Below are 14234 nucleotides of genomic sequence, written 5' to 3'. Positions count from 1 at the left end.
GCATCCGGCCCGCCGGATGAGCGCCGGCCCGGCCGTGCACCCGACCGCCGAGATCGGCGAGGGCGTGGTGCTGGCGCCCGGCGCCGTGGTGGGCGAGGGGGCCGCGATCGGCGCGGGCTCCTACATCGGCCCCAACGCCGTGGTCGGCCCCGGCGTGCAGCTCGGCCGCGACTGCGTGATCGGCTCCAACGCCTCGGTCGGCTTCGCGCTGATCGGCGACCGCGTCCGGCTCGCCGCCGGCGTGGTGGTCGGCGAGGCCGGGTTCGGCGTCGCCGGCTCGGGCTCGGGCGCGGTCGACGTGCCCCAGCTGGGCCGGGTGGTGCTGCAGGACGGGGTCAGCATCGGCGCCAACTCCTGCATCGACCGCGGCGCCTACGACGACACCGTCGTCGGCGAGCACACCAAGATCGACAACCTGGTCCAGGTCGCCCACAACGTCGTGCTGGGCCGCAGCTGCGTGCTGGCCGCCCACACCGGCATCTCCGGGTCCGCCAAGATCGGCGACGGGGTGATGTTCGGCGGCCGGGCCGGCCTGGCCGACCACGTGACCATCGGCGCCGGCGCCCGCGTCGCGGCCGGCGGCGGGGTCATGAAGGACATCCCCGCGGGCGAGACCTGGGGCGGATATCCGGCCAAACCCATCCGACAGTTCTTGCGCGAAGCCGCCTGGATCGCCAAACAGTCCCGCGTCCGCGACGGGGGCGAGTGAGTTAAATGACTTTGCAGACTGAAACCGCAGGAACGTCCATCGATTACGCGGAGGTCCTCAAGCGCCTTCCGCACCGCTACCCGTTCCTGCTGATCGACCGTGCGGAGGAATACCTGCCGAACAAGTCGATCGTCGGCATCAAGAACGTCACCGCCAACGAGCCGTTCTTCCAGGGCCACTTCCCCGAGAATCCGGTCATGCCCGGCGTGCTGATCGTCGAGGCCCTGGGCCAGAGCGGCGGCTTGCTGATGTCGAAGTCGCTGAACGCCGACGTCACCGGCAAGACCATCTTCTTCATGGGCATCGACGGCGCGCGCTTCCGCCGCCCGGTGCGCCCGGGCGACACCCTGCGCATGCCGGTGACCGTGCTGCGTCACCGCGGCGACGTGTTCAAGTTCAAGGGCGAGGCCTACGTGAACGGCGAGATCGCCGCCGAGGCCGAGTTCGCCGCCATGGTGGTCGAGACCCAGAAATGACCCGCGTCCATCCCAGCGCCCTGGTCCACGAGAACGCCCGCCTGGGCGCCGACGTGGAGATCGGCCCGTTCTGCATCGTCGGCCCGCAGGTCACCCTGCACGACGGCGTGCGCCTGCTGTCCCACGTGGTGGTCGAGGGCGCGACGGAGATCGGCGAGGGGACGGTCGTCCACCCGTTCGCCTGCCTGGGCGGTTCGCCCCAGCACCTGGCCCACCGCGGCGAGGACACTCGGCTGATCCTGGGCGCGCGCAACATCGTGCGCGAACACGTGACCATGCACACCGGCACGGTCATGGGCGGCGGCGTCACCCGCGTCGGCGACGACGGCCTGTTCATGGTCGGCAGCCACGTCGCCCACGACTGCACGGTCGGCGACAAGGTGGTGATGGCCAACAACGCCACCCTGGGCGGCCACGTGCACGTCGACGACTTCGTGTTCATGGGCGGCCTGTGCGCGGTCCACCAGCACAGCCGTATCGGCCGCTACTCCTTCGTGGGCGGCATGGCCACGGTGACCAAGGACGTCATTCCGTTCGGCTCGGTGTGGGGCAACCACGCCCACCTGGAAGGCCTGAACCTGGTCGGCCTGAAGCGCCGCGGCTTCTCGCGCGAGGCGATCAACAACCTGCGCTCGGCCTACCGGCTGATGTTCGCCCCGGAAGGCACCTTCCAGGAGCGCCTGGACGACGTCGCGCGCGTCTTCGCCGCCTCGCCCGAGGTGATGGAGATCGTCGACTTCATCCGCGCCGAGGCCAACCGGCCGCTCTGCCTGCCGTCCGACTGAGGCGCGTAGGGCGATGCAGAAGCTCGGCCTCCTCGCCGGCGGCGGTGACCTGCCTCACGCGATCGCCGCCTGGTGCGAGCGGGCCAACCGGCCGCTGTTCGTCGTCCGCCTGAAGGGCTTCGCTTCGCCCGGGCTGGAGCGCTATCCGGGCGCCGAGATCGGCATCGCCGAGTACGGCCGCTGCCTCGACGCCCTGAAGAAGGCCGGCTGCGAGGCGGTGTGCCTGGCCGGCATCGTCTCCCGGCCCGACTTCTCCGCCCTGAAACCCGACCTGAAGGGCCTGGCCATCCTGCCCGGCGCCGTGGCCGCCGCCCGCAAGGGCGACGACGGCCTGCTGCGCTACCTGGTCGGCCAGTTCGAGAAGGAAGGTTTCCGGGTCGAAGGCGCCGACGAGGTCATGCTGGACCTGACCCTGGACGAAGGCGCGCTGGGCGCGCTGCAGCCGCCGCCTGAGGCCATGGGCGACGTCGCCCGGGCCCTGGAGGTGGCGCGCGCCATCGGCCGCCTGGACGTGGGCCAGGGGGCCGTGGTGGCCGACGGTCTGGTGCTGGCGGTGGAGGCCCAGGAGGGCACCGACGCCATGCTGCGCCGGGTGGCCGAACTGCCCGAAGAAATCCGCGGCGCGCCCGACGCCCGCCAGGGCGTGCTGGCCAAGGCCCCCAAGCCGATCCAGGAACGCCGCGTCGACCTGCCGACCATCGGCCCGCGCACGGTTGAGAACGCCGCCGCCGCCGGCCTGGCGGGCATCGTCGGCGAGGCCGGCTCGCTGATCGTGCTGGACCGTGAGGCGGTGATCGCAACGGCCGACCGCCTGGGCCTGTTCGTCTGGGGCGTGAAGTCGTCCGCCGAAGCCGCTGAATGAAACCGCTCACCGTCATGCTGGTGGCCGCCGAGGCCTCGGGAGATGCGCTGGGCGCGGGCCTCGCCCGCGCGCTGAAGGCGCGCCTGGGCGACAAGGTCCGCTTCGTCGGCGTCGGCGGCTCGCGCATGGCCGCCGAGGGCGTCGAGAGCCCGTTCGACATCGCCGACCTGTCCATCCTGGGCTGGGTCGAGGGCGTCAAGGCCTACGGCCGCGTGAAGCGCCGGGTCGAGGACGCCGCCGCCCTGGCGCGGCGCGAAAAGCCGGACGTGGCCGTGCTGATCGACAGCTGGGGCTACACCCTGCGCGTCGCCAAGGCGCTGCGCCGCGACTTCCCCGCCATGCCGCTGGTCAAGTACGTCGGACCCCAGGTGTGGGCCTCGCGCCCCGGCCGGGCCAAGACCCTGGCGGGCGCCGTCGACCACCTGCTGGCCATCCACGTGTTCGACGCGCCCTGGTTCGAGCGCGAGGGGCTGAAGACCACCTTCGTCGGCAACAACGCCCTGCACACCGACTTCTCGCAGGCCGACGGCGAACGCTTCCGCCGCGAGATCGGCGCCGCGCCTGACGACCAGATCCTGCTGGTCCTGCCGGGCAGCCGCCCGTCGGAGGTCATGCGAATGACCCCGCCGTTCGAGGAGGCGATCGCGCTGCTCAAGCGCGACCGGCCGAACCTGAAGGTCGCCGTGGTGGTCGCCGACACGGTGGCCGAAGCGGTGAAGGGGCGGGTGGCCGGCTGGCCGTTCCGCGTGCACCTGGTCGAGGGCGAGGCCGCCAAGCGCGACGCCATGAAGGCCTCGACCGTGGCCCTGGCCTGCAGCGGCACGGTCTCCATCGAGCTGGCCCTGGCCGGCGTGCCGATGGTCATCAGCTACCGGTTGGACAAGCTCACCTACGCGCTGGCCAAGCGCATCGTGAAGACCACCTGGGTGACCCTGTTCAACATCGCCGCCCGCGACTTCGTCGCCCCGGAGCTGATCCAGGACGAGGCCACCGGGCCGAAGCTGGCCGCCGCCGTGGCCGAGCGGCTGGACGACCCGGCGCTGCGCGAAACCCAGGTCGCCCGCCAGTACGCCGCGCTGGACCAGATGGGCCGGGGCGGCCCCGATCCGTCCGAAGCGGCCGCCGACGCCGTGCTGGGCGTGCTGGCCGAGCGCAAGCTGCTGCCGGGCGGCTAGTCCGTCCGCGCGGCTTTCAGCGCCGGCGGTGTCAGTAATAGGCGAAGCCGGCTTCGACCGAGCAATCCACACGGGCCGGGTCGACGAGCTCGATTTCCTCGACTTCGAACCTGAACGCTTCGATCTCGTCGGGGGTGAAGCCTTTTGCCGCCATCTGGAACTTGGTCTTTTTGATCGCGGTGGCGATCGCGAGCTCACGATCACCGGCCTCCTCGAATTTCAGCGTGATGAACCCGGCATAGCCCGTGTCGGCATCGTAGTCGGTTCGCGTGCAGTCGAGCAGCAGTCGGTACATGTCGAAACCTTGCTAGGCGGCTCCGTCCGCCGCTCCGAATCCACCAGATATGCACCAGAACGAAAACGCCGCCCGCGGCGGGAGCCGGGGCGGCGTGATCGTTCAGCGATGTCGGGCGCTTATCAGCCGCGCTTGTCGATCGGCACGAAGTCGCGCTCGACCGGGCCGGTGTAGAGCTGACGCGGGCGGCCGATCTTCTGCTGCGGATCCTCCATCATCTCCTTCCACTGGGCGACCCAGCCCACGGTGCGCGCCAGGGCGAACAGCACGGTGAACATGGTGGTCGGGAAGCCCATCGCGGACAGGGTGATGCCCGAATAGAAGTCGATGTTCGGGTACAGCTTGCGCTCGACGAAGTACGGGTCGTTCAGGGCGACGCGTTCCAGCTCGCGGGCGACCTGCAGCAGCGGATCGTTCGGGTCGCCGACGGCGGTCAGCACCTCGTGGCAGGTGGTCTGCATCACCTTCGCGCGCGGGTCGTAGTTCTTGTAGACCCGGTGACCGAAGCCCATCAGGCGGTACTTGCGGTCCTTCACCCCGGCGACGAATTCCGGGATGCGCTCCGGCGTGCCGATCTCCTTCAGCATGTTGAGCGCTTCTTCGTTCGCGCCGCCGTGCGACGGGCCCCACAGGCAGGCGATGCCGGCGGCGATACAGGCGAACGGGTTGGCGCCCGACGAGCCGGCCAGGCGGACGGTCGAGGTCGAGGCGTTCTGCTCGTGGTCGGCGTGCAGGATGAAGATGCGGTCCATGGCGCGGGCCAGGACCGGGTTCACTTCGTAATCCTCGGCCGGAACGGCGAAGCACATGCGCAGGAAGTTCTCGGCGTAGCCGAGGTCGTTGCGCGGGTACACGAACGGCTGGCCGGCCGAGTACTTGAACGCCCGGGCCGCGATGGTCGGCATCTTGGCGATCAGGCGGATGGCCGAGATCATCCGCTGCTGCGGATCATGGATGTCCAGGCTGTCGTGGTAGAAGGCCGACAGGGCGCCGACGGTGCCGACCATCACCGCCATCGGGTGGGCGTCGCGGCGGAAGCCCTCGAAGAAGCGGTCGAACTGGGCGTGCAACATCGTGTGGTGGGTGATGTTGTGCTCGAAGGCGGCGTACTCGGCCGCGGTCGGCAGTTCGCCGTGCAGCAGCAGGTGGCAGACCTCGAGGAAGTTCGACTTCTCGGCCAGCTGGTCGATCGGGTAGCCGCGGTGCAGCAGCACGCCGGCGTCGCCGTCGATGTAGGTCAGGCCGCTTTCGCAGCTGGCGGTCGAGGTGAAGCCAGGATCGAAGGTGAAGGCGCCGGACTGGGCGTAGAGCTTGCGGATGTCGACGACGTCCGGGCCCATCGTGCCCTTCAGCACCGGCATGCCGATCTCGTTGCCGTTGAGGACCAGCTTGGCGCTGTCCGGGGACTGAGGTTTGTTTTCCATCTCGATCCGCTTTCTGGGTACGCGAGGGGCGGGGGAGGAACCGCCGCGGAGTTGGGCTGGGTTATAGCGCCTTAGCTGTCGGGGGAAAGCGCATCGTCGAGTCGGCCGAGACTTTCGTCGCGACCGAGCGCCGCCAGGGTCTTGGCGATATCGGGGGCGGGGGCGCCGGCGGCAAGCACCGCGCGCATGGCCGGACCGATCTTTCCGAAGCCGACGCCCTCGTCTTCGGCGAAGGCTTTCAGTTCGCTTTCAAGGGCGAAGACGTCCCAGCTCTCGAACAGGGCGAGCCGCTCACGCAAGCGTGACAGGCGCTGGACGGTCTCCTCGTTCAGCTGGCCGCGCGACTTGTCGTCCAGCTGCAGCGGCCGGCGCTTCAGCACGAAGACGGTCTGGTCGGCCAGTTCCAGGGCGGTCTTGGCGCGGTCCTTCACGAACGGCATGGCGGCGGCCAGCCGGGCCTCGTCGCCGGCTTCGAGCTGGAGGCCGCGCTGGACGTGCACGTCCAGGGTCAGCTTGGCCAGCCGGTCGTCCTCGGCGAGGCGCAGCCAGTGCGAGTTGATGTGGGCCAGCTTGTCGAAGTCCAGCCGCGCCGGCGCGCGGCCGACATTGGCGACGTCGAACCATTCGATGGCCTGCTCGTCGCCGAAGATCTCGGCGTCGCCGTGGCCCCAGCCCAGGCGGGCCAGGTAGTTGCGCATGGCTTCGGGCAGATAGCCCATGGCCGCGTAGTCGCCGACCGCCTGGGCGCCGTGGCGCTTGGACAGCTTGGCGCCGTCCGGGCCGTGGATCAGCGGGATGTGCGCGAAGGCCGGCTTCTCCCAGCCGAACGCCTCATAGATCAGCGACTGGCGGGCGGCGTTGTTCAGGTGATCGTCGCCGCGGATGATGTGGGTGACGCCCATGTCGTGGTCGTCGACCACCACGGCCAGGTTGTAGGTCGGCGCGCCGTCCGAGCGCAGGAGGACCAGGTCGTCCAGCACCTCGTTCTTGAAGCGGACCTCGCCCTGGACCATGTCGGCGACCACGGTCTCGCCCTCCAGCGGCCCGCGGAAGCGGATCACGTGCGGCTGGGATTCCATCTCCGGATCGTGCGGCCGGTCGCGCCAGGGCGAGCGCAGGGCGCGGCCCTCGGCGTGCGCCTTTTCGCGCTCGACCGCGGTCTCCTCCGGGCTCATCCAGCAGCGGTAGGCGAAGCCCTTGGCCAGCAGCTCGTAGACCGCCTCGCGGTGGCGCTCGACGCGCGAGAACTGGAAGATCGGCGGCTCGTCGGAGAACAGCTCCAGCCAGGCCAGACCCTCGAAGATCGCGTCGACCGCGGCCTGGGTGGAGCGCTCGCGGTCGGTGTCCTCGACCCGGATCAGGAACTTGCCGCCGCGCCCTTTCGCGTAAAGCCAGTTGAACAGAGCCGTGCGGGCGCCGCCAATATGCAGATAGCCGGTGGGCGAGGGGGCGAAGCGGGTGACGACGGGGCGGGGATCGGTCATCGGTCGCCTTGACAGGGGACGGGAAAACAAAAGCGCGGCTCTTATAGCGCGCGTGGCCGAGTCTCCTAGCCCCGTGGCCGTGAAAGCGTCCGCGACGGCGCGCATGCGCGAGGCGGTGCGCGAGGCCCTGGTCGCGCAGGCCGATCGCTGGCCGCTGTGGACGCCGGTGGCGTTCGGAGCCGGGTGCGCGCTCTACTTGGCCCTGCGGACCGAACCGGGCTGGGGCTGGATCGCCGGAGCCTTCGTCTTCTTCCTGTGGCTGACCATCCGCACGCGCCGGACGCGGGCTCCGTTCGCCGCGATCCTGGCGGCGACTTTCGGCCTGTGCGTGGCGGCCGGCTTCGGCGTGGCCAAGCTGCGGTCCGAGCGGGTGGCGGCGCCGGTGGTGGCGGCGGCTGGCGCGCCGGCGACCATGGAGGCCTGGGTGGTGGACGTCGCCAGCCCGGGCAAGGGCGGCGCGCGGCTGGTGCTGGCCCCGGTCTGGATCGAGGGCCTGGCGCCCGAGGCCACGCCCGTACGCGCCCGCCTGACCGTGGACGGACCGGCGCCCGCCCCAGGCACGGCGATCCGGGTGCGCGCCATCCTCAATCCGCCGCCGCCGCCCGCCAGCCCGGGCGCCTACGACTTCGCACGCGACGCCTGGTTCCACAGCGTCGGCGCGGTCGGCTTCGCTCTGGGCGAGGTGCGCCCGGCCGCCCTGGATCCGCCGCCCTGGCGGTTGCGCACGGAGATGGCCGTCAACGCCGCGCGCTGGGACCTGGCCCGGCGGATCGTGGCGCGGCTGGGCGAGGCGCAGGGCGGCATCGCCGCGGCCATGACCACCGGCCATGAGGCGTGGATCGCCCAGGCCGACGTGGACGCCATGCGCGACTCCGGCCTGGCGCACCTGCTGTCGATCTCCGGCCTGCACATGGCCATCGTCGGCGGCTTCGTATTCTTCTCGGTGCGGCTCGGTGTAGCCGCCTGGCCGTGGCTGGCGCTGCGCGTCTCGGGCAAGAAGCTGGCCGCCGTGTGCGGCCTCGCGGCGGTCGGCGGCTATCTGGTGTTGTCGGGCGCTCCGGCGCCGGCCGAGCGCTCGGCGGTGACCGCCGCGGCCGCCTTCGCCGCCATCCTGCTGGACCGGCGGCCGATCAGCCTGAACTCGCTGGCGGCGGCGGCCTTCGTCGTCCTGCTGCTGAAGCCGGAGGCGGTGGTTCAGCCGGGCTTCCAGATGTCGTTCGCGGCCACCGCCGCCCTGGTCGCCCTGGCGGAGGTCTGGCCGCGACTGGTGCGCGAGATCTCGGCGCCCTGGCCGATTCTGATCTTCCAGCGCACGGTGTCGTGGATCGGCCTGGCCTGCATGACCAGCCTGGTCGCGGGCCTGGCGACCGGCCCCTTCGCCATGCAGCACTTCAACCGGGTGGCGGTCTACGGGCTGGCGGCCAACATGGCGGCGGCGCCGCTGTCCAGCTTCGTGGTCATGCCGTTCCTGGCGTTGGGCGCGGCGCTGGAGCCGATCGGGCTGGGCGGGCTCTTTCTGCACGTGGCCGGCTGGGGCGTGCAGGCGACTACGGCTGTCGGCGCCTGGATCGCCGGCCTGCCGGGCGCGACCCGCACGGTCGCCAGCGCGCCGGCCGCCGCCCTGCCGATCGCCTTCTTCGGCCTGCTGTTCGTCTGCCTGTGGAAGGGGCGGGCCCGCTGGCTGGGCGCGCCCTTCGCGGCCGCTGTGCTGCTATGGCCCAGGGCCGAGCCGCCGGCCGCCTGGATCGCCTCGGACGGCGCGGCGGCGGCGGTCAGGATCGACGACCGTGCGATCGCGCTGCGGCCCGACGCCAAGGCCTTCGCCTTCGACATCTGGGACCGCCGGCGCGGGCTGGAGGCCGCGGGCGATCTGGAGGCGGCCCGCGACGCGCTCTACGCCTGCGACCGCTGGTCGTGCGCCCCGAAGGCCGGCGCGCCCGCCCTGGCGTCCTGGTGGGGAAAGAAGCCGCCGACCTGGGCCAAGCTCAGCGAGCTTTGCCGTTCAGCCGAGGTGGTGACCCTGCGCGCGACCGTGGACCGGCTGCCCCCGGCCTGCCGGGGGCGGCTCGTACTCGACGCGGTCGACCTGGCGCGGACCGGCTCGATCGAGCTTTGGCGGCGCGACGGCCGCTGGCTCGCGCTCACCGCGGCCGAGCTGCGCGGTAAGCGCCCTTGGGTTCAGTGAGAACTGGGGTTCAGTGATAGCGGCGCAGCAGGCCGACCAGCTTGCCCTGCACCTCGACCTGGTCGGGCCCGAAGATGCGGGTCTCGTAGGCCGGGTTGGCGGCCTCCAGGGCGATGGAGGCGCCCTTGCGGCGCAGGCGCTTCAGGGTGGCTTCCTCGCCGAGCACCAGGGCCACGACGATCTCGCCGGAATTGGCCTGGTCGGTCCGGCGGATGATCACCTGGTCGCCGTCCAGAATGCCGGCGTTGATCATCGAGTCGCCCTGCACGTCGAGCACGAAGTGCTCGCCGCCGCCCAGCATGGATTCGGGCACCAGGACCCGGTCCTTCTCGTGCTGGATGGCCTCGATCGGCACGCCGGCGGCGATGCGGCCCAGCACCGGCAGTTCGCGCACGTCGTTGGCGACCGGCGCGGCCTCGACCGGCCTGGCGCCTTCCACGACCTGCGGCCGGAACGGCGCGCGGCCCTTGGCGGGCGCGGCGGTGGTGGCCTGTTCGGGAAGCTTGACCACTTCCAGCGCCCGGGCCCGGTGGGGCAGGCGGCGCAGGAAGCCGCGCTCTTCCAGCGCGGTGATCAGGCGGTGGATGCCTGACTTCGACGCGAGGTCGAGCGCTTCCTTCATCTCGTCGAAGGACGGAGACACGCCCGTCTCCTTGAGACGTTCGTGGATGAACATCAACAGCTCGTGCTGTTTGCGCGTGAGCATCGCCCGCCTCGGAACAAGTCGTGAACCTGTTCGATGTTCTGTAAGTGTTCCTGGTTAATGTCAAGTGAACGCGAAGCTTGACGTTCGCACGCTCGAAACGCGCCGCCTCAGGAAACGACCCGGGGTCAAATTACAGCGTTCTACGGATTGCCGCGACGGCGCCATCGGCACTCTCTGGAGCATTCGGCCCGGCGCGGTCTGCAGGTCGCGCGAGCCCCAGTGCGATTGCGGAGACGACCATGAATCTCTGGAACGAACTCAAGGCGTCGATCACGGGCGACACCGTAGATCAGGTCGCCGCCGCCACAGGCGAGAGTGTCGAAGCGACGCGGCGGGGGCTGATCGGCGCGGCCCTGCCGGCGGTGCTGACCGGCGCGGTCGAGAAGTTCTCGGGCGAGGCCGGGGCCGTGCGCCTGCTCGACGAGGCGCGCGCGGTCGATCCGGACGGCACCCTGCTGGACGATTTCGGCGCCGCCGTGCGCCCGGGCCCGGGTGCGGACACCGCGCGGCGCGTCGGCCAGGGCTTCCTGGGCAATCTGTTCGGCGCGCGCACCGACGCGGTCGCCGACGTGGTCGCCAACCATGCCGGAATCCGCAAGTCTTCCGCCTCGGCGCTGATGGCGATCGCGGCGCCGCTGTTCCTGGGCTTTATCAGCAAGCGGGCCCGCACCGGCGGGCTGGACGCGCGCACGCTGGCGGGCTCTCTGCGCGACACCCGCAACCAGCTGCCGAGCATCGCGCCGGCCGGCCTGCTGAGCACGCTCGGCTTCGCCGCGCCCGGCGTCCGCACCGAAGAGCCGATGGCGATCGCGGCTGCGGGTCGGCCGAAGTGGCTGCCCTGGGTCATCGCCGCCCTGGTCGTACTGGCGCTGCTGGCCCTGGTCCGCACCTGCGGCAAGCATAAGGAAGTCCCGCCGCCGGTGACCGCGCCGGCCCCGGCCGTCGAGCCGGCCACGCCGGCCGTCGCCACTGAGGTCGTGGCCCTGCCGAACGGGACCCAGCTGACGCTGCGGCCCTCGTCCCTGACCTACAACCTGGCGGCCTATCTGAAGGACCCGGCCGCCCCGCCGCCGCCGCGCCGGTTCACGTTTGAACAGCTGAACTTCGACACCGCGAGCAACGCGCTCGACGCGGCGTCCCTGGCGACCATCGACGAGCTGGCCGCGATCCTGACGGCCTATCCGAACGCGGTCGTGGTGGTCGAAGGCCACACCGACAACGTCGGCGAACCGGCCGCCAACATGGAGCTGTCGAAGCGGCGCGCCGAAGCGGTCCGTGACGCGCTCTACGCCAAGGGCGTCGCCAAGGAACGCGCCAGCGGCGTGGGCTATGGCGAGACCAAGCCGATCGCCAGCAACGACACCGAGGAAGGCCGCGCCAAGAACCGGCGGACCGACCTGGTGGTGACCAAGAAGTAGAGGCTCTAGCCCTGCGTCAGGTCGCGCGTGGCCTCGGTCACGTCGGCCTGACGCATCAGGCTCTCGCCGACCAGCATGGCGCGGGCGCCGCACGCCGACAGGCGGGCGGCGTCTTCGTGCGTGAACACGCCGCTTTCGGTGACCAGCAGGGCGTCGGCCGGGGCCATCGGAGCCAGCCGCTCGGTGACGGCCAGGTCGACGTGGAAGCTGCGCAGGTCGCGGTTGTTCACCCCGACCAGTCGCGAGCCCAGTCGGCCCGCGCGCGCCATCTCCGCCTCGTCGTGGACCTCGACCAGGGCGTCCATGCCCAGGCGCGCGGCTTCGGCCATCAGTTCGCCGGCCAGCGCGTCGTCGATCATGGCCAGGATCACCAGGATGGCGTCTGCGCCGAGCGCGCGGCTCTCGGCCACCTGCCAGGGATCGACCAGGAACTCCTTGCGCAGGCAGGGCAGGGCGACCGCGTCGCGAGCCGCCGCCAGATATTCGTCCGCGCCCTGGAAGCTGGGCGCGTCGGTCAGCACCGACAGGCAGGCCGCGCCGCCGGCCTCGTAGGCCCGCGCCAGGCTCGGCGGGTCGAAGTCGGCGCGGATCAGCCCTTTCGACGGGCTGGCCTTCTTGATCTCGGCGATCAGGGCCAGGCGGCCGGGCCGGAAGGCGGTTTCGAGGGCGCGCTGGAAGCCGCGCGGGGCGCTGGCCGCCGCCGCGGCGCGCTCGACCGCGTCCTGCGAGCGGGCGGCTTTGCGCTCAGCGACTTCCTGGCGCTTGTAGTCGGCGATGCGGGCGAGGACGTCGCTCATGCGTTGGTGGTCTCGATCAGCTTGTCCAGGGCGGTGCGGGCGCGGCCTTCGTCGATCGAGGCGGCCGCCAGCTCCACGCCGTGGCGGAGGTCTTCGGCGATGTCGGCCACCAGCAAGGCCGCGGCCGCGTTCAGCAGCACGACGTCGCGGTAGGGGCCGGTGCGGCCGTTCAGGAGTTCGCGCAGGGCCTGGGCGTTGACCGTCGGGTCGCCGCCGCGGATCGCCTCGATGGGGGCGACGGGCAGGCCGGCGGCCTGCGGCGTGACGTCGAAGGCGCGGGCCTCGCCGTCGCGCCACTCCACGACCTGGGTCGCGCCGGTGACGGTCAGCTCGTCCAGGCCGCAGCCGTGCACGGTCCAGGCCCGCGTCGCGCCCAGAGCGCCCAGCACGCGGGCCAGCGGCTCCAGCAGGCGCGGATCGTAGACGCCCACCACCTGGCGGCGCGCGCCGGCCGGATTGGACAGCGGGCCCAGCAGGTTGAACACCGTGCGGAAGCCCAGCTCGGCCCGCACCGGCAGCACGTGGCGCATGGCCCCGTGATAGACTTGGGCGAACAGGAAGCAGACGCCGGCCTCGTCCAGCGCCCGGCGCGACTGCTCCGGCGTGGCCTGGACGTTGACGCCCAGCGCGGTCAGCACGTCCGACGAGCCCGACTTCGACGACAGCGCCCGGTTGCCGTGCTTGGCCACCTTCGCGCCGGCCCCGGCGGCCACCAGGGCCGCGGCGGTGGAGATGTTCAGGGTGTGCGCGCCGTCGCCGCCGGTGCCGCAGGTGTCGACCACGTCGTACGGGTGCTCGAAGGGCAGGGCGGCCTGGCGCATGGCGCGGGCCACCGCGGCGATCTCGGAGATGGTCTCGCCGCGCAGGCGCATGGCGGTGACCGCCGCAGCCACCTGGGCGGGCGTGGCCTCGCCGCGCAGGCAGGCGGCGAAGAAGGCGTCGGCGTCGGCGTCGGAGAGCGTCTTGCCCTCGGCCAGCTTGGCCAGGATCGGCTTGAAGGTGTCGGACACGGCTCAGACCGCCGCGGTCCGGCGCACGCCGGCCAGATCGAGGAAGTTGGCGAGCAGCCGGTGGCCGTGCTCGGTGGCGATGGATTCCGGGTGGAACTGCACGCCGTGCAGCGGCCGGGTGCGGTGCTGCAGGCCCATGATCTCGCCGTCGGCGGTCCAGGCGGTCACCTCCAGCTCGGCGGGCAGGGTGTCCCGCGACACCGCCAGGCTGTGATAGCGCGTGGCCTTGAACGGGCTGGGCAGGCCGGCGAACAGGCCCTTGTCGGCGTGCTCGATCGGGCTGGTCTTGCCGTGCATCAGGGTCTTGGCCCGCACCACGTCGCCGCCGAAGGCCTGGCCCATGGCCTGGTGGCCCAGGCACACGCCCAGGATCGGCAGGGTTTCCGGCGCGGCGCGCAGCAGCGGCAGGCAGATGCCCGCCTGGTCGGGCGCGCACGGACCCGGCGACAGCAGCACGGCCTCCGGCGCCATGGCCAGGGCGTGCTGCACGGTGAGGGCGTCGTTGCGACGCACGAGCGTCTCCGCCCCCAACTCGGCCAGGTAATGGACGAGGTTGTAGGTGAAGCTGTCGTAGTTATCGATCACCAGGATCATCGGCATTCTCTGTACGGTCCGGAGCCTTCGCCGCCAAGTCGCGGGCCCCGTTCAGATTTCATTAACCAAGGCCGGACGTGATGGCCGTGTCCTCATGGTCGCGCCCCAGATGTCCGAGTCGTCCGCCCTGAAAGCCGCCCGTGCGAAGCTGGTGCGGCCGGTCCGCGTGCGCTGGAGCCTGAAGGCCGCCCTGGGCGCTTCGACCCTGGCGGCGATCTCGGCCCTGCTGCTGGCCGCGGCGGTGATCCTCGGACCCGGCGTCCACGTGGCGCGGTCGGACGACGCGACCGTCTTCGCGCGCTGAGCGCGGCGCC

The 14234-nt window shown here is 71.4% G+C and carries 15 protein-coding genes; 8 read left to right on the top strand and 7 right to left on the bottom strand.

Annotated features, from left to right (window positions below):
- The 5 genes from lpxD to lpxB all read left to right on the top strand — a co-directional run.
- Positions 1–709 (top strand): UDP-3-O-(3-hydroxymyristoyl)glucosamine N-acyltransferase (lpxD, locus tag G3573_RS07995; protein ID WP_163260561.1); only part of this gene is annotated, 709 nt, incomplete at its 5' end.
- Positions 710–714: 5 nt separating this feature from the next.
- Entirely contained in the window at positions 715–1185 is a 471-nt protein-coding gene (fabZ, locus tag G3573_RS07990) for a 3-hydroxyacyl-ACP dehydratase FabZ (RefSeq protein ID WP_163260560.1), read from the top strand.
- Positions 1182–1970, top strand: coding sequence for an acyl-ACP--UDP-N-acetylglucosamine O-acyltransferase (gene lpxA, locus G3573_RS07985; RefSeq protein WP_163260559.1), 789 nt, complete (start codon positions 1182–1184; stop codon positions 1968–1970). The genes fabZ and lpxA overlap by 4 nt, the downstream gene beginning before the upstream one ends.
- A 13-nt stretch (positions 1971–1983) precedes the next feature.
- Entirely contained in the window at positions 1984–2832 is an 849-nt protein-coding gene (gene lpxI / locus G3573_RS07980; protein ID WP_163260558.1) for a UDP-2,3-diacylglucosamine diphosphatase LpxI, read from the top strand.
- The gene (gene lpxB, locus G3573_RS07975) at positions 2829–4007 is read left to right on the top strand and encodes a lipid-A-disaccharide synthase (RefSeq protein WP_163260557.1); all 1179 of its coding nucleotides are present in this window, start codon (positions 2829–2831) and stop codon (positions 4005–4007) included. Before lpxI ends, lpxB begins: the two co-directional genes overlap by 4 nt.
- 31 nt (positions 4008–4038) lie before the next feature.
- Here the strand turns inward: lpxB and G3573_RS07970 are convergent, their stop codons facing one another.
- The 3 genes from G3573_RS07970 to gltX form a co-directional block, all read right to left on the bottom strand.
- Complete coding sequence (locus tag G3573_RS07970; RefSeq protein ID WP_163260556.1) at positions 4039–4302, bottom strand: hypothetical protein; 264 nt, start codon at positions 4300–4302, stop codon at positions 4039–4041.
- Positions 4303–4424: 122 nt separating this feature from the next.
- Positions 4425–5726: a citrate synthase gene (gene gltA, locus G3573_RS07965; RefSeq protein WP_163260555.1), complete on the bottom strand. Its 1302-nt coding sequence runs from the start codon at positions 5724–5726 to the stop codon at positions 4425–4427.
- Positions 5727–5797: 71 nt separating this feature from the next.
- Positions 5798–7210, bottom strand: coding sequence for a glutamate--tRNA ligase (gene gltX, locus G3573_RS07960; protein WP_163260554.1), 1413 nt, complete (start codon positions 7208–7210; stop codon positions 5798–5800).
- Positions 7211–7283: 73 nt separating this feature from the next.
- Between gltX and G3573_RS07955 the strand changes: the two genes are divergently transcribed.
- On the top strand, positions 7284–9395 hold the full coding sequence (locus G3573_RS07955; protein ID WP_346427355.1) for a ComEC/Rec2 family competence protein: 2112 nt from the start codon (positions 7284–7286) through the stop codon (positions 9393–9395).
- Positions 9396–9405: 10 nt separating this feature from the next.
- On the opposite strand, the gene lexA is transcribed toward G3573_RS07955, so the two are convergent.
- The gene (gene lexA, locus G3573_RS07950; RefSeq protein ID WP_163260553.1) at positions 9406–10101 is read right to left on the bottom strand and encodes a transcriptional repressor LexA; all 696 of its coding nucleotides are present in this window, start codon (positions 10099–10101) and stop codon (positions 9406–9408) included.
- Between the two features lie 239 nt (positions 10102–10340).
- Between lexA and G3573_RS07945 the strand changes: the two genes are divergently transcribed.
- Positions 10341–11519, top strand: coding sequence for an OmpA family protein (locus G3573_RS07945; RefSeq protein WP_163260552.1), 1179 nt, complete (start codon positions 10341–10343; stop codon positions 11517–11519).
- Between the two features lie 5 nt (positions 11520–11524).
- Here the strand turns inward: G3573_RS07945 and trpC are convergent, their stop codons facing one another.
- Genes trpC through G3573_RS07930 form a run of 3 tightly spaced genes read right to left on the bottom strand, consistent with a single transcriptional unit; the run spans position 11525 to position 13920 of the window.
- Positions 11525–12316 (bottom strand): indole-3-glycerol phosphate synthase TrpC, encoded by a 792-nt coding sequence (trpC, locus tag G3573_RS07940; RefSeq protein WP_163260551.1) that lies wholly within the window; start codon positions 12314–12316, stop codon positions 11525–11527.
- Complete coding sequence (gene trpD / locus G3573_RS07935) at positions 12313–13326, bottom strand: anthranilate phosphoribosyltransferase (RefSeq protein WP_163260550.1); 1014 nt, start codon at positions 13324–13326, stop codon at positions 12313–12315. The genes trpC and trpD overlap by 4 nt, the downstream gene beginning before the upstream one ends.
- Positions 13327–13329: 3 nt before the next feature.
- The gene (locus G3573_RS07930) at positions 13330–13920 is read right to left on the bottom strand and encodes an aminodeoxychorismate/anthranilate synthase component II (protein ID WP_163260549.1); all 591 of its coding nucleotides are present in this window, start codon (positions 13918–13920) and stop codon (positions 13330–13332) included.
- Positions 13921–14029: 109 nt separating this feature from the next.
- Here G3573_RS07930 and G3573_RS07925 point away from each other — a divergent pair, with 109 nt between their 5' ends.
- The gene (locus G3573_RS07925) at positions 14030–14224 is read left to right on the top strand and encodes a hypothetical protein (protein WP_205598143.1); all 195 of its coding nucleotides are present in this window, start codon (positions 14030–14032) and stop codon (positions 14222–14224) included.
- The last annotated feature ends 10 nt before the right edge of the window (positions 14225–14234 follow it).

Source organism: Caulobacter sp. 17J65-9 (assembly GCF_010975005.1).
Lineage (GTDB): Bacteria > Pseudomonadota > Alphaproteobacteria > Caulobacterales > Caulobacteraceae > 17J80-11.
Note: the sequence above shows the minus strand (reverse complement) of the source record. Positions and strands in the feature narration are given on the sequence as shown.